This window comes from Kitasatospora sp. NPDC036993, assembly GCF_055607525.1.
Map to the genome: position 1 here is coordinate 338,613 of NZ_JBVJRP010000007.1, position 19,903 is coordinate 358,515.

Annotated in this window: 19 protein-coding genes and 1 pseudogene; 9 read left to right on the plus strand and 11 right to left on the minus strand. The window is 71.0% G+C overall.

What is annotated here, in order from left to right:
* Position 1: 1 nt before the first annotated feature.
* Positions 2-280: a putative ATP-grasp-modified RiPP gene (tgmA, locus tag ACZ7C5_RS17690; protein WP_266272923.1), complete on the minus strand. Its 279-nt coding sequence runs from the start codon at positions 278-280 to the stop codon at positions 2-4.
* Positions 281-1,187: 907 nt separating this feature from the next.
* Positions 1,188-1,451, minus strand: coding sequence for a hypothetical protein (locus tag ACZ7C5_RS17695; RefSeq protein WP_470322892.1), 264 nt, complete (start codon positions 1,449-1,451; stop codon positions 1,188-1,190).
* 186 nt (positions 1,452-1,637) lie between these two features.
* Here ACZ7C5_RS17695 and ACZ7C5_RS17700 point away from each other — a divergent pair, with 186 nt between their 5' ends.
* Positions 1,638-2,861, plus strand: a complete 1,224-nt coding sequence (locus tag ACZ7C5_RS17700; RefSeq protein ID WP_470322893.1) for a helix-turn-helix transcriptional regulator — start codon at positions 1,638-1,640, stop codon at positions 2,859-2,861.
* Between the two features lie 460 nt (positions 2,862-3,321).
* Here the strand turns inward: ACZ7C5_RS17700 and ACZ7C5_RS17705 are convergent, their stop codons facing one another.
* From ACZ7C5_RS17705 to ACZ7C5_RS17715, 3 genes are all read right to left on the minus strand, one after another.
* Positions 3,322-3,819, minus strand: coding sequence for a hypothetical protein (locus ACZ7C5_RS17705; protein ID WP_470322894.1), 498 nt, complete (start codon positions 3,817-3,819; stop codon positions 3,322-3,324).
* A gap of 2 nt (positions 3,820-3,821) precedes the next feature.
* Positions 3,822-3,977 carry a hypothetical protein gene (locus ACZ7C5_RS17710; RefSeq protein WP_470322895.1) on the minus strand — a complete coding sequence of 52 codons (156 nt, stop codon included), beginning with the start codon at positions 3,975-3,977 and terminating at the stop codon, positions 3,822-3,824.
* Positions 3,978-4,468: 491 nt separating this feature from the next.
* Entirely contained in the window at positions 4,469-6,232 is a 1,764-nt protein-coding gene (locus ACZ7C5_RS17715; protein WP_470322896.1) for a recombinase family protein, read from the minus strand.
* A gap of 158 nt (positions 6,233-6,390) precedes the next feature.
* On the opposite strand from ACZ7C5_RS17715, the pseudogene ACZ7C5_RS17720 reads away from it, so the two are divergent.
* The 4 genes and pseudogenes from ACZ7C5_RS17720 to ACZ7C5_RS17735 all read left to right on the plus strand — a co-directional run.
* Positions 6,391-6,834: pseudogene (locus tag ACZ7C5_RS17720) on the plus strand (alkaline phosphatase family protein); the annotation flags it as partial.
* 192 nt (positions 6,835-7,026) lie between these two features.
* Positions 7,027-7,611, plus strand: a complete 585-nt coding sequence (locus ACZ7C5_RS17725; protein ID WP_470322946.1) for a phospholipase domain-containing protein — start codon at positions 7,027-7,029, stop codon at positions 7,609-7,611.
* Between the two features lie 86 nt (positions 7,612-7,697).
* Complete coding sequence (locus ACZ7C5_RS17730) at positions 7,698-8,171, plus strand: VOC family protein (protein WP_470322897.1); 474 nt, start codon at positions 7,698-7,700, stop codon at positions 8,169-8,171.
* Between the two features lie 4 nt (positions 8,172-8,175).
* On the plus strand, positions 8,176-8,625 hold the full coding sequence (locus ACZ7C5_RS17735; protein ID WP_188301027.1) for an SRPBCC domain-containing protein: 450 nt from the start codon (positions 8,176-8,178) through the stop codon (positions 8,623-8,625).
* A 58-nt stretch (positions 8,626-8,683) separates the two neighbouring features.
* On the opposite strand, the gene ACZ7C5_RS17740 is transcribed toward ACZ7C5_RS17735, so the two are convergent.
* Both ACZ7C5_RS17740 and ACZ7C5_RS17745 read right to left on the minus strand, forming a co-directional pair.
* Positions 8,684-9,937 carry an FUSC family protein gene (locus tag ACZ7C5_RS17740; protein WP_401084264.1) on the minus strand — a complete coding sequence of 418 codons (1,254 nt, stop codon included), beginning with the start codon at positions 9,935-9,937 and terminating at the stop codon, positions 8,684-8,686.
* A gap of 112 nt (positions 9,938-10,049) precedes the next feature.
* The gene (locus ACZ7C5_RS17745; RefSeq protein ID WP_401084267.1) at positions 10,050-10,784 is read right to left on the minus strand and encodes a polyprenol monophosphomannose synthase; all 735 of its coding nucleotides are present in this window, start codon (positions 10,782-10,784) and stop codon (positions 10,050-10,052) included.
* A gap of 222 nt (positions 10,785-11,006) precedes the next feature.
* Between ACZ7C5_RS17745 and ACZ7C5_RS17750 the strand changes: the two genes are divergently transcribed.
* Positions 11,007-11,771, plus strand: a complete 765-nt coding sequence (locus tag ACZ7C5_RS17750; protein WP_401084270.1) for a hypothetical protein — start codon at positions 11,007-11,009, stop codon at positions 11,769-11,771.
* Between the two features lie 10 nt (positions 11,772-11,781).
* Here the strand turns inward: ACZ7C5_RS17750 and ACZ7C5_RS17755 are convergent, their stop codons facing one another.
* The gene (locus ACZ7C5_RS17755) at positions 11,782-13,329 is read right to left on the minus strand and encodes a N,N-dimethylformamidase beta subunit family domain-containing protein (protein ID WP_470322947.1); all 1,548 of its coding nucleotides are present in this window, start codon (positions 13,327-13,329) and stop codon (positions 11,782-11,784) included.
* A 476-nt stretch (positions 13,330-13,805) separates the two neighbouring features.
* Here ACZ7C5_RS17755 and ACZ7C5_RS17760 point away from each other — a divergent pair, with 476 nt between their 5' ends.
* Positions 13,806-15,686: an APC family permease gene (locus ACZ7C5_RS17760; RefSeq protein WP_401084530.1), complete on the plus strand. Its 1,881-nt coding sequence runs from the start codon at positions 13,806-13,808 to the stop codon at positions 15,684-15,686.
* Between the two features lie 236 nt (positions 15,687-15,922).
* Here the strand turns inward: ACZ7C5_RS17760 and ACZ7C5_RS17765 are convergent, their stop codons facing one another.
* From ACZ7C5_RS17765 to ACZ7C5_RS17775, 3 genes are all read right to left on the minus strand, one after another.
* A complete protein-coding gene (locus tag ACZ7C5_RS17765) occupies positions 15,923-16,192 on the minus strand; it encodes a GlsB/YeaQ/YmgE family stress response membrane protein (protein ID WP_401084273.1) in 270 nt (89 codons plus the stop codon).
* A gap of 198 nt (positions 16,193-16,390) precedes the next feature.
* Positions 16,391-16,681, minus strand: coding sequence for a HEAT repeat domain-containing protein (locus ACZ7C5_RS17770; protein ID WP_401084276.1), 291 nt, complete (start codon positions 16,679-16,681; stop codon positions 16,391-16,393).
* Between the two features lie 249 nt (positions 16,682-16,930).
* Positions 16,931-17,641 carry a TetR/AcrR family transcriptional regulator gene (locus ACZ7C5_RS17775; RefSeq protein ID WP_470322898.1) on the minus strand — a complete coding sequence of 237 codons (711 nt, stop codon included), beginning with the start codon at positions 17,639-17,641 and terminating at the stop codon, positions 16,931-16,933.
* Positions 17,642-17,816: 175 nt separating this feature from the next.
* Here ACZ7C5_RS17775 and ACZ7C5_RS17780 point away from each other — a divergent pair, with 175 nt between their 5' ends.
* Positions 17,817-19,049 carry an FAD-dependent monooxygenase gene (locus ACZ7C5_RS17780; RefSeq protein ID WP_401084282.1) on the plus strand — a complete coding sequence of 411 codons (1,233 nt, stop codon included), beginning with the start codon at positions 17,817-17,819 and terminating at the stop codon, positions 19,047-19,049.
* Positions 19,050-19,272: 223 nt separating this feature from the next.
* Positions 19,273-19,899 (plus strand): CBS domain-containing protein, encoded by a 627-nt coding sequence (locus ACZ7C5_RS17785; protein WP_401084285.1) that lies wholly within the window; start codon positions 19,273-19,275, stop codon positions 19,897-19,899.
* The last annotated feature ends 4 nt before the right edge of the window (positions 19,900-19,903 follow it).

Sequence of the window (19,903 nt, forward strand, 5' to 3'; positions counted from 1 at the left end):
GTCAGCCCGTGCCCTGGTCCTGGTCGTTCGACTGCATGGTGTCCACGTCGGACGGTACGTTCTGCCCGCCGTTCTGTCCGTCGCCGCCACCCGTGGTGGTCGGGCCGGTCTGGTTCGTGCTGGTGCCGTGCGCGCCCATCTCGACCGTCCGGCCGTGCTCGTCCACGATCACGGCAATCTGCGTCTCGGGGTCGATCACGGGCGTGTACTGCGGGACCGCGAGGGTGGGTGCGTACGGCGCCATGCGCTGTACACCCCAAGGGGCGGGTGTGGTCGTCATATGTGCTGTTCCTCCTTGTCGTGGTGGTGCCAAGTAGGTTCAACCACCCTGCGGGAGCGCAGGGTGCGGGGCAAGCCCACCCCGGCCGACATAGCCACGTGACACCGGGGCGGGAGTGGTGCCCCGTCCTGGCGGGTGATTCCCTTTCCGTCCGCCAGGACGGGTGATCGTGGGGCGCTAGCTTCCGCGCCCGAGGGGGTACGCCCTGCGGATCGGGGCCGGCTCGCCGGGCTGCGTCCACCCGAGGGGGAACAACTCCGGCTCGCCCGGGAACAGTTCGGCCCACTCGTCGGTGAGGAAGGCACCCCACCGGCCGCACGTCGTGCACCGCCAGACCGGCCCACCCGGACCGCTCTGCACTGCCCCAGATTCCTCGACCGTCTCGACCTTGTGTCTGGCGCCCTCGGGGCACTCGTACATCCGCTGCTCTCCGCCGCTAGTTCTCGGTCTGGGCCCCCGCCCTGGTCGTCCGTGCCGTCCACTCGTCACGTCACCAGGGCGGGGGTTGTGCTTCCCGACGGCAGACAGGCACCCGCCGGGGCCCTAAGGGTGGTCCTGGTCCGCGCCGGGGGGCTGAACCAGGACCACCGCCGCGCGCCGCCGCACGCGCCCTTCCGCCGAGTGGGACCGGCGGGCGACCCGGAGCGCGGGGGACTCGCTCCGGGAGACTTGGACGGCTCGGGGCGGACAAGCGGACGGCGCAGCAGCCCATACCAGGGCCGGAGTTGAACCGTCCGGACGAACCGAGCCGAGTACTGGCCGTGGTGCCAGCGACAGACCGTCATGACCGTGCGAAGCCCTATCGCCGGTATGGGCACCACGTCCCGTGTCACTCCGCAGGGGAAGCACCAGCCCGAGGCCCAGCGGAGCCCGTCCGGCACCAGCGGGAGAATCCCGGTCTCTAGGTTCATGAGCCGGTACGCCCGCGCCGTGCCTCGCGGCACAGTGCCGAGCCGTGGTGCAGCGCCCTGCGAACGCGCGCCCTCGCCTGTCCTCGGCGGCGGAACCAGGTCTCCCAGTCTCCGCCGTACACGATGCCGAGCATGGCCACCGCCAGGGCGAGGAACGCCCACACCCAACGGCGCCCAGTCTGCGGGTCGAGCCTGCCGATGGCGAACACCAGGACGGCGGGTCCGAGTCCGACCACGGCTGCCAGGGCAGCGCTGATCACAGCTGCTTTGTGCCGCATCACAATCCCTCCGATCACTGCCGGACGTTGGGCGAGGCACCAGTTCAGGGTCAAAGGCCCCGCGTGAACAGAGCATGGATGACGCACTCTTGTGGCATCCCTGTCTCATAGTTACTGCATCGAGTGCCCTGACCTGCTAGAACAGTTACTCAGAGACAGGGAGGCGACATGGCAGCTCGGCGCAGGGCCTTTATCGAAAGGCGCAAGGCCCTTGGTTTCACTCAGGATTCCTTGGCTCAGAGCGTGGGTGTTGACCGCTCGACGGTGGCGAGATGGGAAAGCGGAAAAGTCGATCCGCAGGATTGGCAGCGCCCCACTCTTGTCAAGGTGCTGAGGGTGACGCTGGCCGAGCTTGACGCCATTCTGTACGGTGGCGTGGATCAGGGGCGCTCGCAGGTTATGCGGGCTTCCGCAACCGTACCGCCGGCCTATGACGACGAAATCGACGCCTTGGAGCTGGCGCGCAGGGTCTCAGCCAGCGATGTTGGAAAAGAAACTATTGAACGGCTAGAACTGACCTTTCACGACCTGGCCGTAAAGTATCCGACCGTGGCTCCGCATGAGCTATTGGGCCAGGTGCGAAAGTATTCGTCGTATGTGACTAGTTTGATGGATGCAAGAAAGACTCTGGAGGAACACCGGCAACTGCTGGTCATAGGTGGATGGTTTTCACTGCTCGGCGCCACGCTACACATTGATTTGAACCAGCAGGATGCTGCAACAGCCAGGCTGCGGACGGCAATGACCTTGGCGCAGCATGCCGGGCATTCGGAAATTCAAGCTTGGTGCTTTGAAACCGATGCCTGGCGAGTACTAACCGATGGCCACTATTCGCGGGCGGCGGAACTTAGCGCCACAGCCCAGCAGTTGGCTCCGGCCGGAAGCTCAGTTGAAATTCAAGCCATCGCTCAACAGGGGCGGGCATTCGCGCGGCTTGGATATTCGAATGAAACATATGCGGCAATAGATCGAGTGCAATCTCTTTCCTCTTCCATCGGCACTCCGGATCAGCCAGAGCATCATTTTCAGTACGACCCTGCAAAAGCTGTTGCGTACGCCGCAACCACTCTGGCATGGCTCGGAGATCCGGCGGCAGAAACCTATGCAAGAGAGGTTATTTCGCGGCTTTCGCCGCCGGACGACCTGACCAAGTGGCCTCGCCGAGTGGCCTCGGCAAATATTGATCTCGCGCTCTCTTTGGTAACCACCAATCGCCTTGATGAAGCATGCTATGCGGCGCAGCGCGCAATGCTCTCAGGTCGGGTGGCACCGTCAAATCACTGGCGTGCCCTAGAAGTGGTAAATGCCGTTGAGACCGGCAAGATTTCCGATGCGCGCGACCTCAGGGAAGCATATGAAGAAATGCGACTCCAGATAGAGTCCGCGGATTGATCGGCGGAACACAAAATGGCCCCACTTCGAATCCGATTAGGGAATCGAAGTGGGGCCGTAATGGTCCGCAAGAATGGTCTAATGAGCCATGCGAGTTTTTTGCCTCCCTGCCGCGCTCTTGGGAGCAACAGGGGAGGCCCCCGGGTGGGGTGGGCGCGTGACTGCAACCCTGTGCAGGCGATCACACACCAGAACTGCGCCTCATGCCGAAGCAGTCGGAGGGATGATCGGTGGGTTGATCGGATCGCCGTTCGGCTTCCGCGGTGTCACGTCGACGGGCAGCAGCCGGCCGGGGTCGTGGGGGTCGCTCATCGGCTGGACACCGCGCGGCATTGGCGCCCCACCGTTGGTTACTGGCAGGCCAGTTGGAGCGTCCGACCACACGGGCCGTCCCTGCGCGTCCCGGGGAAAATGCGGATAGGTGCCGTCCGGGCCGGGGTCGAGTGCGTCAACGGCCATGTCAGTCCGTCGCTTCTATGTAGGCGGTCCGCTTGGCGTCCAGTTCCTCGGCGTAGTCCTCGGCAATCGCGGTGGCCATGCGCTCGGTGGTTTCGATCAGGTCTTCCATCAGGCGCAGGTCATATATGCGTGGCTCCGGCACGGTGCCCGGCTGGCCGGTGGCGGACTGGGCGCGCTGGGCAGCGTGCATGATCTTCTCCCGCTTGTACCGCTCGGCCCGGGACGCCATGTACGCCATGAACCACGGTTCCTCGGCGAGCAGTTCGACGAACCGTTCCCGGTTGGCCTTGTCGGCGTCGCTGGCCTGCTGTGCACGCTCACGCCACGAAGCGGCGAACGCGCGGTCGTACTCGGCGGCTCGCTCGGCACGGCGGGCCTGTTCGGCCTCCTCGGCGACTGCCAGGGCGGCTGCGGCCTCGGCGAGCGGAGCCGTGAACTTGTCGGCCTGGGCGCGCAGCTTGGCGAGCTTGTCGGCAGCCTTGGAAACGTCGGGGTTCATGGTCAGACCTCACGATCGGTGGGAGCGGAAACGTTGCGGCCGAGCTGCACAGCGGCAGCCTTTGCGATCTCGTAGTGGCCGAGCGAAATTCGGGAGAGCAGGTTCATCTGGTCGTACTGCTCGGGACGGTCGCGCTTCAGCTCGGCAAGGTGCTCCATGGCAGCGCTGTACTGAAACGAATCAGCGCGCAGACGGAGCTTCGCGGTCGCCCGGTCCTCGTACGTGTAGGTGTAACTGCCAGGGTTACTCACTGTGCTATCTCCGGTGGAATTAGGGTGTTTGTGCCTCTCACCATCAGGGGGAGACCAGACATTTCCTGGCGGTGATGCACGACGAAGTCTCGACCGGCCCTAGTTGGGACCAGGCAGAGTTACGGTGATGCTGCTACGCCGCTGCCGGTGGGCTCTGGTGCCCGCGGCTATCAAGGGCGTACCTGCCTCTTGTTGATAGGGAGAGTGGGGCGATCTCTCGCCGTGTGTGCCGGTCGCTCATTGATCTACTGCGGTGGAGAGGGGGACGATCTCCCGGAGGTGATGAGGTGACGCAGGTGAGGCGAAATCTGGTTTTACTTAGACACCCGCTGTCTAAAGAAAACTGATTTCTGCCTCACCTGCGTCACCCGTCACCACCTCGGCCACCGACCGGCCCGCTACGCCGCTAGGGCGGGCTCCGGTACCTCCTCGGGCACCCGCAGGGGCAGGGCAGCGGCGTCGGCCTGGTTGTCCTCGGCGGACACTGCGACGGGCTCGGCGAGCCGGATCGACGTACGGCCCACCTGCGGGGCCTCGGGCTGCTCTGGTGCCTCGGGACGGGACGGGTCGCCCTCGGTGGCGGCGACAAGCTCGGCGGTCGGGTCCTCGGCGACCGAGGCTGTGATCTCGAAGCGCTTCGCGCCCTTCTTCTTCCCCGGGAACATCACCACCTTGACGCCGTGCTCCTCCAGCATCTCGCGCCGCTCGGCGTTGTCCGCGGCGTTGTGCCACTTGTCGGCGACCGTCTGCCCCGTGGGGACGTTCAGCCATCCCGCGGGCCGCTCGGGCTGCTTCTGCAACTCGGTCATCTCGTCAAGGATCTCCAGCGACCGCGTACGGAACCACGCTTCCCGCTCGGGGGTCTTGTACAGCCCTGCGTCCCGGTCGCTCTGCAGCCGGTCAAGGTTCGCTTGCAGCTCGGCGATCCGGTCGGCGAACCCCGTCCCCGGGTCGTACACGCGTTGCATGATCTCTCCGGCGCCGAACCGGTCCAGGAAGAACCGTTCCACCTCGGCGTCAAGGGCGGCAACCGCGTAGGTCGGGGCGGGCTTGCAGTGCTGCGACTTCGGCAGTCCGCGAACACGCGCGTTGCACCCGTAGGCGGGAACGCGCACCTTGTTGACCGTGGTCGAGCCGGACCGGTTGATGTGCTCGGCGCAGTTTCCGCACGTGGCAAGCCCACCGGACAACAACACGATGCCCTTCGGGGCTCGGGTCCGCGGCTCGCCGGCTGCGGTGGGCTTGGGGGCGAGCTTGGCCACCAGGGCGTTGTGTGTGCTCTGCGACCACAGCGCCGGAGCGATGCGGACCGGGTGACCGTCCGTGCCGATCACGGGTACGCCCTTGTGCATGAGGTAGCCGAGGGATGCCTGAGACGTGAGGATTGCCGCGAGGCTCTTAGCCTGCCAGGGAAGGCCCTTCGTCTCGCGTCCGTACAGCTTGGCGATCCGGTCGGCCGGGTTGAGCACTCCGGCGCGGGTGAGGCGGGCGGCCTCGGTGTGTACGGTGATCTTGCCCGTCTCGTCCGCCAGGATGCGGCGCGCAACGTTCAGCATCTCGGCGGCCGAGTCGGTGTCGAGTTCGGTATGGCTGATCTTGAGTAGCGGACCGGGGCGGACGTGGCGGTATCCGTAGCTCGGGCGGTGCGCCACCTGCCCCGCAGCGCGAGCCCGCTTCGACTCCTGGCGGTTGCGCTCCCGGATGCTCCGGTGCTCCATCTGGGCACCGAACAGCTTGAGCGTGAATTCGCTTTCCTGGTTGGGGTCTTGGAGATTCCAGACGCCCCGGTGGTCGTAGGTGACCAGTAGTTGGCCCCGGCGGCTGGTGTCACGTGCGAGGGTAAGTCCCTCCAGTACGTCACGGCCGATCCGGTCGACGGCGGACGCCACCAGCCCGTCAAAGGGGCCTCGCTCGCCTCGGAGCCACGGACCGAGTTCCGGCCGGGTGTACGGGTCGGTGGCGCCGGAGACTTCCCAGTCATCCGCCCACGCGATGATGTGACCGCCCATCTCGGCGGCTGCTGCTAGGTCGTTCTCCATCTGCCGCTGTGGGCTGCTGGTCGACGCCCGTACACGCGACAGACGGCGCAACCCGACCAGGCACTTACCGCAACCGTCGTACGGCGTCACCGGCCCCGCTGTGTACTTGAATGCCCTGGTCATGGGTGCTTCTCCCAAACGCTGGTCCTACTGCGTTGGGGAGGCCAGACCTGTCCCGTACTACGTTTCGCGGAACTAGCCGTTGGCCCACTCCGGCTCTACGGAGTTGGTCAGTTGGTAGGAACTACGCGAAGCGGTACTAGGCCCTCTCCTACTTCCGGCAGTTCCACGACTTCCCGCACGACGACCCGCGGTACGTCAACGCGATGACCAAGTTCGACCCCACCGACTTCGACCGCCACTGCAAGGACGGCACCCTGCCGACCGTCTCCTGGCTGGTCGCCCCCTACCTGTTCTCCGAGCACCCGGAGGCGGGACCGGCCTACGGCGCGCACTGGGTCGACCAGGCGCTCCAGTCGCTGATGGCCAACCCGGAGGTCTGGCGGCACACCGTCTTCCTGGTGATGTACGACGAGAACGACGGCTACTTCGACCACATGGTCCCGCCCACCCCCGAGCCCGGCACCCCCGAGGAGTTCGCCCAGGGGCGCGCCATCGGCCTCGGCAACCGGGTACCGCTCTGGGTCATCTCGCCCTGGTCGCGCGGGGGTTGGGTCAACTCCCAGGTGTTCGACCATACGTCGGTACTGCGCCTCATGGAGGTGGTGACCGGGGTGGCCGAGCCCAACATCTCGGCCTGGCGCCGGGCCGTCTGCGGAGACCTCACGAGTTGCTTCGACTTCGCCGCCCCCGACCACTCGGTCCCGGCGCTGCCCGACACCAAGGCCCTGATGGCCAGGGCCGACGCCGGCACCAAGCTGCCCGGCGTCGCGCTGCCGCCGGCCGGCGGCCAGTCGATGCCGGTCCAGGAGCGCGGCGAGCGTCCGCACCGCCCGCTGCCGTACCAGCCCTGGGCCGACGCCGAGGTGGACCGCAGGACCGGCAGGGTCACCTGCACGATGAGCAACGACGGCTCGGTGGCCTTCCCGTACACCGTCTACCCGAACATCCTGCTGCCCTTCGCCGGCACCCCGTACACCGTCGCCCCCGGCGCCACCGCCCGGTACGTCTGGGACGCCGCCGCCACCGACGGCCGCTACGACTTCACCGTGCACGGCCCGGACGGCTTCGTCCGCCGCTTCGCCGGCACCGTGGTCAGGGACGGGCAGGACGGCCAGAACGACATCGGCGTGCCGATCGTCACCGCCGACCTGCGCGGCAACCGCAAGCTCACCCTCCAGGTGGCCAACGACGGGATGACCGACGTCGCCTTCACCGCCGCGCCCAACGACTTCGCGGGCACCGCGCAGACGGTCTGGGTCAAGCCGGGCAAGCAGGCCAACGTGTCCTGGCCGCTGGACAAGCAGGGCCGCTACGACGTCGTCGTGACCGCCCACACCGGCCAGCGCTTCGTCCGGCGCTACGCGGGCTGGGTGCACTGACCCGGCGACGGCCGGGGGGCGCCGATCCGGTGACCCCCGGCCGTGGCTCGGCCGCCCCGTCGCGGCCCGCGGCTACCGTCGGGCGCATGCAGAAGATCACCACCTTCCTCTGGTACGACGACCGGGCCGAAGAGGCCGCCGCCTTCTACACCACCCTGTTCCCGGACTCCCGGATCACCGGGACCACCCGCTACGGCGCGACCGGCCCCGGCCCGGCCGGCTCGGTGATGACCGTTCGGTTCGAGCTCGCGGGCCGGGAGTACGTGGCCCTCAACGGCGGCCCCGAGTTCCACTTCACCGAGGCGATCTCGCTCCAGGTGACGTGCGAGGACCAGCGGGAGGTCGACCACCTCTGGGCCGGACTCACCGCCGACGGCGGCGAGGAGGGGCCGTGCGGCTGGCTCAAGGACCGCTACGGCCTCTCCTGGCAGATCACCCCGCGGGTGCTGCTCGACCTGATCGACGACGAGGACCGGGCCAAGGCGGACCGGGTGGTGGCGGCCATGCTGCGGATGCGGAAGATCGAGATCCAGCCGCTGCTCGACGCGGCGAAGGGGTGAGGCCGTGACCGCCCTCGGCCACCGCGGCATCACCTACCTGCGGGCCACCCCCGAGCGGGTCTGGCACGCGCTCACCAACGCCGACGAGTCCGGCCTCTACTGGGGCCACCGCAACGTCTCCACCTGGCTGCCCGGCGCGCCCTGGGAGCACCAGCGGACCGACGGCTCCGGCATCGCCGACGTCATCGGCACCGTCGAGGCCGTCGACCGCCCGCACCGGCTGGTCACCACCTGGGCCGGGCCGCAGGAGGAGCACTCCGGCTGGCCCTCCCGGGTCACCTTCGAGATCCAGGGCTGGCAGGACCTCACCCGGCTCACCGTCACCCACGAGAACCTCGCCGACGAGGCCGGGCGGGCGGACGCCGAACAGGGCTGGTCGGCGGTGCTCGCCAACCTCAAGACCTACCTGGAGACCGGCCACCCGCTGCCGCAGCAGCCCTGGCTGATGCCCTGACGACGGCGCCGGGAGAAGTAGCGCCCGGGGAAGTGGTGCCCTGGGATCGGCGCCCGGCCTACGCCGCCGGGCGCTCCTCCTTGACGGCGGGCCGGCCGGCGCGGGCCCGCTCGCCGCGCACCAGCCGGCGCAGCCAGGCGTAGCGGGAGAACCGCTCCCGGTTCGCCACCGAGGCCCGGTCCAGCTCCTCCATCAGCCGCCGGCTGCGGTGCTCCAGGTCCAGCTCGTCCAGGATGCGGTCCACCTCGGCCAGTATCGACCCGTGCAGCTGCCAGGCCTCCGGGTGCTCCCTGACCCTGCGCAGCAGCACCTGGGCGACGTTCTCCCGGCAGGCCCAGGCGGCCGCCAGCTCGGCGGTCAGCCGCTGCTCCGCCTCCTCGGCGTCGCGGCTCACCTGGGTGGTCACCAGCACCGCGAAGCTCACCATCGCGCCGCCGACGTGGGCCAGCAGCTCCTCCAGCCCCACCGCGACGTCCGGCGGGAAGAGCCGCTCGGTGGGCCCGCGCTTCTTGGCCAGGTCGGTCAGCGAGCGGGCCAGCACCCGGATCACCACGACGCAGATCTCCAGGGTGTCCAGCCCGGTGCGCAGTACCAGCCGGGACAGCAGCCCCTCGCTGATCCGCGGGTTGAACCGCAGGCTGTCCTCGGCCTGGCGCAGCGCCGCGTCCACGTCGGCGATCGCCTGGTCCAGCCGGCGGGCCTCGTGCAGCCGCTCGGCGGCCCGGGCGACGGGGGTGGGGCGGCCCAGCTCCTCGGAGATGTCCAGCAGCAGCTGGCGGGCCCGCCGGGCGAGGTCCTCGATCGACTCCCCGGCGGTGTCCACCCAGACCGGCGGCGCGAACACCAGGTTGAACAGCAGGCCGACGGCGGCGCCGATGAGCGTCTCCAGCACCCGGTCCCAGGCCTGCGAGGCGAGTTTGGTCACGCCCAGGATCAGCATCGCGCTGATCGCGACCTCCTGGACGAACTCCTCGACCCGGACGAACCGGCCGACGACCAGCGAGGCCAGGATGATCAGCCCGAGGCTCCACCAGGAGAGCCCGACCACGGCGCTGAAGCCGATCGCGATCAGCACCCCGACCACCACCGAGTTGACCCGGCGGATGCTGGTCTTGAGCGTCGAGTAGACGGTGACCTGGACGACCAGCAGCGCGGTCAGCGGCGCCGTCAGCGGGGCGGGCTCGCTGCTGAGCCGCGTCGCCACCGCGTAGGCGATGGTGGCCGCGACGGTGGCCCGGACGGTCTGGACCACGAACGGTTCTCGGGCGCTGCGGCGGACCAGGTCCGCGAGTGTCTCCGGGAGAAGGGCCATGACGCCCTTCTTTCCCCGCCACCGCCGTTCACACCGGTCCCGGGGCCGACCGGCACCCGTACGACCGCACCTGGCCTGATCGGGCCTGCCCGGGGCCGGGGCGGTGGCGCGGTCAGCCCTCGCGGTTGAAGCGCAGCTTCCAGGGCGCCAGCGCGGACTCGACCTGCACGCCCATGCTCATCTTCGAAGCGCCCTCGATCCGCTCCTCGAAGCGGATCGGCACCTCGCGGATCGTCATGCCCTGCTTGACGACCCGGTAGTTCATCTCGACCTGGAAGGAGTAGCCGTTGCTCCGCACGGTCGGCAGGTCGATGGCGCGCAGGGTGCCGGCCCGCCAGGCCTTGAACCCGGCGGTGGCGTCCTTCACCCCGAGGCTGAGGATCGCGTTGACGTAGAAGTTCGCCCAGGAGGACAGCGCCTTGCGGTGCCAGGGCCACTCCTCGGCGGTCGAGCCGCCGTCGACGTAACGGGAGCCCAGCACCACGGCGGTGTCGTCGGTGAGCAGCGTCTCGACCATCGCGGGTATCGCGGAGGCCGGGTGGGAGAGGTCGGCGTCCATCTGCACCACGATGTCGGCGCCCTCGTCCAGGGCTCTGGCCATGCCGGCCAGGTAGGCGCGGCCGAGGCCGTCCTTCTCGGTGCGGTGCAGCACGCCCACGGTGCCGTCGGAGTCCGCGGCGAGCTTGTCGGCGATCTCACCGGTGCCGTCGGGCGAGCTGTCGTCGACCACCAGCAGGTGCAGGTTGGGCACCGGAAGCTCCGCGAGCAGGCCCGCGAGGACCGGGAGGTTCTCCCGCTCGTTGTACGTGGGGACGACCACAACGACCTTGGGGGAGGCCTCGACCATGTTCTGTTTCCCTTGTGCCTCGCCGGCGGCGCGCTGCCACACCGGTCGGTTGTCCTGGAAGAACCTGCTAGTAGACCGTGCGAGTGTATCCGGGCCCGGGCCTCCCTCCGTCCGGGGGCATCCGGTCGGCGGGGCCGCACCGGGGACGGGACACCCGTTCGACCGCGATGGAGCGGTGCGGGAGGCTACCGCCCGTCCCGAACGACGAGCCGGAGAACTCCTTTGACGATCCGTCGCAACACCGCCCTGACCGTCACCGCGCTGGCCCTCGCCCTGGCCGCGCTCACGGGATGCGGCGCGGACGGCGCCGCCCCGGCGCCCACCGCCGGCGCCATCGGAGCACCTTCCGACGCCACCGGCGCCTTCGACCCGGCGGTGGCGGTGGCCCAGCGCTCCAGGGAGCCCTACGCGGTGACCGCGGAGATGACTGTCGAGACGGGTGAGGGCGACGAGAAGGAGGTGTTCACCTCCACGGGCCGGATCAACTTCAGCACCCGGACCCAGGGCTCCCGCACGGAGGAGCGGACCGTCCGCGGAGCCGAAATCCTGACCTGGGCGGAGACGCTGACCGCCGACGGCGTCGTCTACCGGCGGGACAAGGCGAAGGGCGGGACCCGGTGGACGGCGGACCCGGATTCCGGGGCGGGGATGACCGGCGACGCGGATGCGGCCGCCGGCTTCGCCAGGGTCCTGCTGGAGGCCGGTCCCACCGCCCGCAAGGGCATGGAGACCGAGGCGGGCGTACCGGTGTTCCACCTGGGTGCCCGGCTCTCGCCAGCCCAGGTGCGCGGCGCGGACCCGTGGTACGCGGACCGGTTGACGAGCCAGGGGGTCGAGGCGATCGACTGCCAGCAGTGGATCGACCGGTACGGCCGACTGGTCCGGGGCGAGCTGGCGATGATGGTCGACGGCAAGCCGGTCGTGTCGAAGCAGCACCATGCGGACTTCGGCCCCGCGGAGACCTTTACCCCGCCTGCCGCCGGCTGACCCCGGCCCGCTACGCCGGGCCGTAGACGGCCGCGAGGTTGTCCTGCGCCGGCCGGGTGCGGCCGGCCGGGCCGGCGGCGAAGGCCCGCAGGACGTTCTCGGTGACCCGGCGGACCAGGTCCCCGGCGTGCGAGTCGATCCCGTGGTCGGCCCTGCCCCCGCCGGGGCCGCGGGCCTCCAGGGCCTCGACCCAGCGCATCGTCCCGGTGGCGAACACCCCGGCGCCGCTCGGCACGGTGTAGTAGGCGGTGTCGCTGTGGGAGCGGCGGCCGTCGCAGACCACGGGGGAGTGGGCGATCACCTCGATCGGGCGCGGCGTGGGGAAACCGGTGTGCACCCGGTCGTACTCCACGCCGACCAGGTGCGGGAAGGCCGCCCCGGCCGCGACGCCCGTCCCCTCGAAGGCCCAGTGCCCGGGCGAGGTGACCACGTACGGGGCGTCCACCGGGTAGCCGTCGTAGATGACGCCGAGCAGCGAGCTCTCCGGGTCGGCACCCGGTCCGGCCCGGAAGTCCGTGGTCGCGGGGGCGCCCGCCCGGTGGCCCGGGTCCTGCGCCCAGGCGTCCTTGTAGCAGACCACCGTGCGGTCGGGACCGAGGTCGGTGGGCTCGAACCGGACCCGGCGGAAGCAGCAGTTGGCGCCCAGGACCGCCAGGTTGGTCCCGGCGTCCCGGGCCGCCGCCACGTGGGCGCGCTGCTCGGGCGACCAGTACTCGTCGTGGCCGAGGGACAGCACGGCGCTCGCCCCGGCCAGCAGGCCGGGCTCGCGGGCCACGTCGATGCCGGTGGTGTAGGCGAGCGGCAGGCCGAGCCGCTCGGCGAGGGCGACCAGCGGCGCCTCGTAGACCAGGAACAGCCCGGCGCCGTGGTCGTAGTCGTACGGCCGGTCGAAGACGACCTTCAGCGAGCGGGTGGCCAGGCCGCCGGTCGGACCGTTGTAGAGGCTGTACCCGCCCCACTCGTTGTAGGCCTGCCAGGTCGCCGGGGCGCTCATGATCACGGTCTTGCCCGCGGTGCTCGCCGAGCGGACGGTGAGCGGGACGTAGCGCCGGCCGGAGCCGTCCTCGGCGTCCAGGCGCAGCAGGTAGGCGCCCTCGGGCCAGCCGGTGGTGTCCACCGCGAGGGTGCGCTGCCAGCCGGTCAGCACGGTGCGGGTCTCCGGGTCCACGTGCGGCGCGGCCTGCCTGCCGCCGGGGACGTGCTCGCGGCGCCAGACCAGCCGGGCGCGGGCGCCGTCGTACCAGCCCATCCGGTAGGCGGAGACGGTGAACGCGGCGGCCGGGGTGGAGACGTGCAGACCGAAGGGCTCTCCGGGCAGGACGCTGACCCGGTCGGCGAAGCCCTCGATGGCGCCGTCGGGGCCGGGGTCGGTGATCTCCCAGTCGGGGTTGCCGGGGAGGGTGCGCTCGGCCTTCGGGGCGGCGTGCCCGTCCGGGGTGTGCCCGTCCGCGGTCGGGCCGGCGGTGGCGGGCACCCCGGCGCCGGGGCCGGTGGACGGATGCGGGGCGGGGGCGGCCTCAGGACGGCGGGGGCCGCAGGAGGTGACGGCCGCCGCCATCAGACCCAGGCCCAGAATCCTCCGCCGGCTCGGCTCCGCCACCGTGACCCCCTGCTTTCCCGGTTCCCCGTCCGTGCCCGCGTGCCCGCATCCGTGCCCGCGTGCCCGTGGGTGCGCGTCGGTGCGCGCGGACATCCTCGCGTGTTCCGAGAGGTCCGTGCAGGGCGCCGCGCCGCGCCGGGGTGCGGACGCGGCCGGGGCCGGCCGGGGCCGGCCGCGGACGGTCCGTCACCGGGGAGGGCCGTACGGGCGCACCAGGGCGTGTCGGCCCGCGCGGTTGCCGGGGCCCGGCGAACCTGTCCCCTAGCCTGACCAGGCCCGCCGTCCGGCGGCCAGCGGGGGTCCGGAGCGGTGCGCGCCCGGCCGAGTCCTGGACAGGGGTGCACGTGGTTTCGTCGGGTTCGGCCGAACCGGGGGCGGCGCCCTCCTCCCGGCGCGAGCGGTTCCGGGCCTGGCTGCTGGAGGGCCTGGCCGACATGGCCAAGCAGCACCCGGGGCCGCACGCCGAGGTCCCGCACGAGGAGGGCCGGCGCTGGTGGCGGGTGATGTGCCTGACCGGCCTGGACTACTTCTCCACGCTCGGCTACCAGCCCGGCATCGCCGCGCTCGCGGCCGGCCTGGTCTCGCCGCTGGCGACCATCGTGCTGGTGGTCGTCACCCTGCTCGGCGCGCTGCCCGTCTACCGGAGGGTCGCCCAGGAGAGCCCGCACGGCCAGGGCTCGATCGCGATGCTGGAACGGCTGCTGTCGTTCTGGCAGGGCAAGCTCTTCGTGCTCACCCTGCTGGGCTTCGCGGGCACCGACTTCATGATCACCATCACCCTGTCCGCCGCCGACGCCAGCGCGCACCTGGTGGAGAACCCGCACCTGCACAGCGCGCTGAACGGCAAGCAGGTCCTGCTGACCATGATCATGGTGGCCATGCTCGGCGCGGTCTTCCTCAAGGGCTTCAGCGAGGCGATCGGCCTGGCCGTGGTGCTGGTCGGGGTGTACCTCTCGCTGAACGTCGTGGTGGTGGCGAACGGGCTGTGGAACGTGCTCAAGGCCCCGCACGTGTTCGGCGACTGGACGGACGCGCTGACCGTGGAGCACGGCAACGTGATCGCGATGATCGGCGTCGCCCTGATCGTCTTCCCGAAGCTGGCGCTCGGCCTGTCCGGATTCGAGACCGGCGTCGCCGTGATGCCGCACATCGAGGGCGACCCGGACGACACCGAGGAGAAGCCCACCGGACGGATCCGCGGTGCCCGCAAGCTGCTGACCACCGCCGCCGCGATCATGAGCGTGTTCCTGATCACCACCAGCTTCATCACCACGCTGCTCATTCCGGCCGACCAGTTCAAGGCCGGTGGCCAGGCCAACGGGCGGGCGCTCGCCTACCTCGCCCACGAGCACCTGGGCAGCACCTTCGGCAGCGTCTACGACCTCTCCACGATCGCCATCCTCTGGTTCGCCGGGGCCTCCGCGATGGCCGGGCTGCTCAACCTGATGCCGCGCTACCTGCCCCGCTACGGCATGGCGCCGCACTGGGCCCGCGCGGTGCGGCCGACCGTCATCGTGCTCACCCTGATCGCCTTCCTGGTCACCTGGGTCTTCGACGCGAACGTGGACGCCCAGGGCGGCGCGTACGCGACCGGCGTGCTGGTGCTGATCAGCTCGGCCGCAATCGCCGTCACCATCGCGGCCCACAAGGCCGGGCAGCGCCGGTGGCGGGTCGGCTTCGCGGTGATCGCCGCGGTGTTCCTCTACACCACGGCGGTGAACATCGCCGAGCGGCCGGACGGCGTCAAGATCGGGGCCTGCTTCATCGCGGGCATCATGCTGGTCTCCTTCCTCTCCCGGCTCAAGCGCGCCTTCGAACTGCGCGTCACCGACGTGGTGCTGGACGACGTCGCGGAGCGGTTCGTCCGGGACTACACCCACCGGCCGCTGCGGCTGATCGCCAACGAGCCGAACAGCCGGGACCTCGCCGAGTACCGCGACAAGATCCACCAGATCCGGCGGGACACCGACATCCCGGCCGAGGAGGACCTGGTCTTCGTCGAGGTCACCGTGCTCGACCCGTCCGACTTCGAGGCCGAACTGACCGTGCGCGGCGAGGTGCTGCACGGGCGTTACCGGGTGCTGGCACTGGAGAGCTCCAGCGTGCCCAACGCGCTCGCCGCCCTGCTGCTCCAGGTGCGGGACCTGACCGGTCAGCAGCCGCACATCTACTTCGAGTGGACCGAGGGCAACCCCTTCGCCCAGTTCCTGCGGTTCCTCCTGTTCGGACAGGGCGAGATCGCGCCCGTCACCCGCGAGGTGCTGCGCGAGGCCGAACCGGACCGCTCGCGCCGCCCGGCCGTGCACGTGGGCTGAGCGGCCCGGCGAACCCGCGCCCGGCCGTCACGCCGGTGCCGTCCGCCGGTGCCGTCCGCCGGTGCCGTCCGCCGGTGCCGTCCGCCGGTGCCGTCCGCCGGTGCCGTCCGCGGACGGCGTTCCCCCGAAAGCCGGCCGTACACCTCGTACGCCGTCCGCGTACCTCCCGCCAGGGCCCGTCCGTCGAGCCCTGACGGGAGTCCCGCACGTACCCCCGACAGTCCCGTCGCGGCCGGTCAGCGGTTCCGGTGGGACTTGCTCCAGGCGGGGGCGACGAAGGCCACCAGGGCGACGGCGAAGCCGACCTGGAGGATGTGGCGGATCCAGTCGATTCCCGAGGTGTGACGGACGCCGATCCAGCCGGAGACGGCGTTGCCGAGCCAGGCCCCGGCGGCGCCGAGGAGCATGGTCAGCCACCACGGGATCGACTGCGGTCCGCGCAGGATCAGCTTGGCGATCACGCCCAGTACGAAGCCGATGATCAGAATCCACAGGAGCTGGAACATCGCAGTCCACCTTCCGGGCGCCACCGGGGCCGACGGCCCGGTGCGCCGAATCGCCGAAGACACGGTTCGTCCCATGATCACCCGGATCCGGCGATCGGGCACGTCGGGCGGTGAACGCGCAGGTCAGCGGCGTGCCGCAGGGCCTGACGGCGGTGCACGACCGGTGGCGCCGGAGCCTCAGGGGGGAGGGTCGGTCGATCAGGGAGTCAGGGCCTCAGGGGCCAGGACCTCGGCGACGGCCTCGCGGACGTCCGGGGCCGGATCGTCCGCCAGGGCGGTCAGCAGTTCGGCGACGCCCGGGATGGACCAGCGGCCGACGGTCAGGACCAGGTCCTCCCGCACCTCCGGGTCGGGGTGGGCGGCCAGGCGGGCGAGGTGGTCCACCGGGCCGCGCCGGCCGCGCCGGAGCACCCTGAGCCAGTACAGCGCGGCGCGCAGTTCGGCCGGATCGCCCGGATCGCCGGCCGCCGCGATCCGGGCGAGCAGCACGGCGGCGGGCGGCGGCGGGCCGTCCAGCGGGTGCGGGTTGCGCTCGCGCAGCCGGCGGCCGCCGTACTCGCCGTAGCCGCGGCAGCCGGCGCAGGTGCAGGGCCGGGTGCCGTGGGCGGACGGGCTCAGGTCCGAGTGGTTTTCCGGCGGGCCCGGCCGGCATTGCGATCGGCATTCCGGTCGGCGGGTCCGACGGGCGGGTCCGGGCGGCTTTCCGGGGCGGTGGCCGGGGCCTGCCAGGCAGGGCTGCTAAGCAGGGTTCGTGCGGTGCTCGATGAGTGCCGCCAGGCCGTCCAGGATGCGCTCCAGCCCGAACTCCAGCGCCTGGTCGCGGCCGCCGGCGTCGGCCATCGCGGCGGCGACGGCGGGGAAGCGGTCGGCGTGCTCCTGGACCACGGTGCCGAGGGCGGCGAGGAGTTCGGTCTCGGGGGTGTCGGCCGGTCCGGCGGCGCGGGACTGCGCGGCGATCCCGCGCACGTGCCCGGCGAGCAGGACGGCGGCGTCCATCCGTTCGGGGCCGGTCAGCCCGTGACCGTCGAGAGCCGCCACCACCCGTTCCAGCCAGGCGAGTTCCTTCGGGCCGAGCGCCCGGGGGCCGACGGTGGCGTCCAGCAGCCACGGGTGCCGGGCGAAGGAGTCGGCCAAGTGGTGCGCCCAGGTGGTGAGTTGCTCCCGCCAGTCGGCGCCCTCCGAGGCCGCGGGGGGCGCGTCCACGGCAGACTCGACCATCAGGGCGACCAGTTCGGCCTTGCCGGGGACGTATCGGTAGAGCGACATCTTGGTGAAGTCGAGCAGTCCGGCGACCTTCTGCATGGAGACCGCGCCGAGCCCCTCCGCGTCGGCGACCTCGACCCCGGCCGCGGCGATCCGCTCCAGGCTGAGGGCCGGCTTCGGGCCCCGGGTGGGCTTGGCCGGCGGGCCCCAGAGCAGCCGCACCGTGTCGTTCGCCGCCTCGGCCATTCATCCGCTCCCGTCCTCGGGTCCCGTTCGGGCTTCCGTCCCGGACCGCTGACCGTGCTTCCGTTCCGGTTCCCACCTGGGGGGTTGCCCTGGCGGCCCAACTGTGTCTACCGTACACAGCAATGAACAGTGTCCGCCAGACACAGTTTCTCGATCCTCGGACGGAGCGGTTTCCATGAGCACCAAGGTCCTGATCTCGGGCGCGAGCATCGCCGGCCCCGCACTCGCCCACTGGCTGGGCCGGTACGGCTTCGAGGTGACGGTGGTCGAACTGGCCCCGGGGCTGCGCGACGGAGGCCAGGACGTCGACTTCCGCGGTCGCACCCACCTGACCGTGCTGGAGCGGATGGGCGTCCTGGAGGAACTGCGCACCCTCGGCACCGGTGGCAGCCCGATGACCTTCGTCGGCCCCGACGGGCGTCGACTGCTGCACCTCCCCGCCGAGTTCGCCGGCGGCGACGTGGAGGTCCCGCGCGGAGAGCTGGCCCGGCTGCTCCACCGGCACAGCAGTGCCCGCGCCGAGTACGTCTTCGGCGACTCGATCACGGCGCTGGACGAGACCCCGGGCGGGGTCCTGGTGACCTTCCGGCACGGGGCGCCGCGCGAGTTCGACCTGGTGATCGGCGCCGACGGGCTGCACTCCAACGTCCGCCGGCTCGCCTTCGGCCCCGAGCGGCGCTACGTCCGCCACCTCGGCTACTACGCGGCCACCTGGCAGCTGCCGAACGACCTCGGGCTGCCGGTCGGCGCGGTCGGTCTCAACGTCCCCGGCCGGCTGATGTCCGTCGGCGCCGCCCACCGGGACCCGAGCCGGGCGGGCGCGTTCTGCCTGTTCGCCTCGCCCGAACTGCGCTACGACCGCCACGACCAGGCCCGGCAGAAGGCGCTGGTCCGGGCCGCCTTCGCGGGCCTCGGCTGGCGGGTGCCGCGGTTGCTGGAGAGCCTGGACGCCGCCCCCGAGCTGTACTTCGACTCGATCAGCCGCGCCGACGTGCCCGCCTGGTCGACCGGCCGGATCGCCCTGATCGGCGACGCCGCCTGCGGTGCGACCATCGGCGGCATGGGCACCGGGACGGCGGTGGTGGCCGCGTACGTCCTGGCAGGAGAGCTGGCCGGGGCGCGCGGCGACCACCGGGCAGCCTTCGAGCGGTACGAGAAGCTGCTGCGCGGCTACGCGGGGGGCTGCCAGAAGGGCGGGGACAGGACCGGGCCGTTCCTCGCGCCGCGCACGGCCACCGGGCTGCGGTTCCGCAACGGGCTGCTGAACCGGCGCTGGGCGCTGGAGAAGATGCTGGAGCTGGGCAGGCAGGTCAGCAGCGTCGACCTGCCGGACTACGGGCGGGCGCCGTCGGCCGGATCTGCGACGACCCGCCGGCCGAGGCCGACATCAGGAGCCACGGCTTCCTGACGACCCCCGCCCGCGGGGCGTCCGTCCACACCTGATCGCCGGTTGTCGGAAGCGCGTTCGCAGGTCAGGGCCCAAGGTCCCACCCGTTCGGCCCCTTGGCCCCTGGCGATCACGACCGCGGCGGGCGATGCTGCCGGTACCGACCGGAACGATCCGCGCCCGGCCGGACCAGCATCGTTGGACGAGGTGAACCGGCGTGCGGCATGCCACCGTCGAATCCGTGATGACCAGCCCCGTGGTCCTGGTCGCGCCCGAGACCGGGTTCCGGGAGATCGTGACGCTGCTGAGCGAGTACGACATCACCGGCGTACCTGTGGCCGACCCGGAGGGGCGGCCGCTCGGCGTGGTCTCGGAGGCCGACCTGCTGCGCACCCTGGCCGCCCAGGAGGACCCGGCCAGCCTGCTGCCCGCGCCGGAGTCGGCGAAGGCGGGCCCCGACGGCGAGGTGACCGCGGCCGACCTGATGACCGCGCAGCCGGTCTGCACCACCCCCGGGACCAGCGTGGTCGCGGCGGCCCGGCTGATGAGCCGGCACGGCCTGAAGCGGCTGCCGGTGCTGGACGAGGAAGGGCGGGTCATCGGCATGGTCAGCCGTGGTGACCTGCTGAGGGTGTTCCTGCGCGAGGACATGGTGATCCGGCGGGAGATCGTCGAGGAGGTGCTCGGCCGGATCGACGGCGTCAGCCCGGCGGAGATCGGGGTGGAGGTCAACCAGGGGCGCGTGGTGCTCAGTGGCACCGTGCCCGAGCCGCACCTGGTGCCGATCGTGCTCAACCTGTGCCGCTCGGTGGACGGGGTCGTCTCGGTGACCGACCGGCTCGGGGCCGGGGGCTCGGCGCCGGTCGGCTGACCGG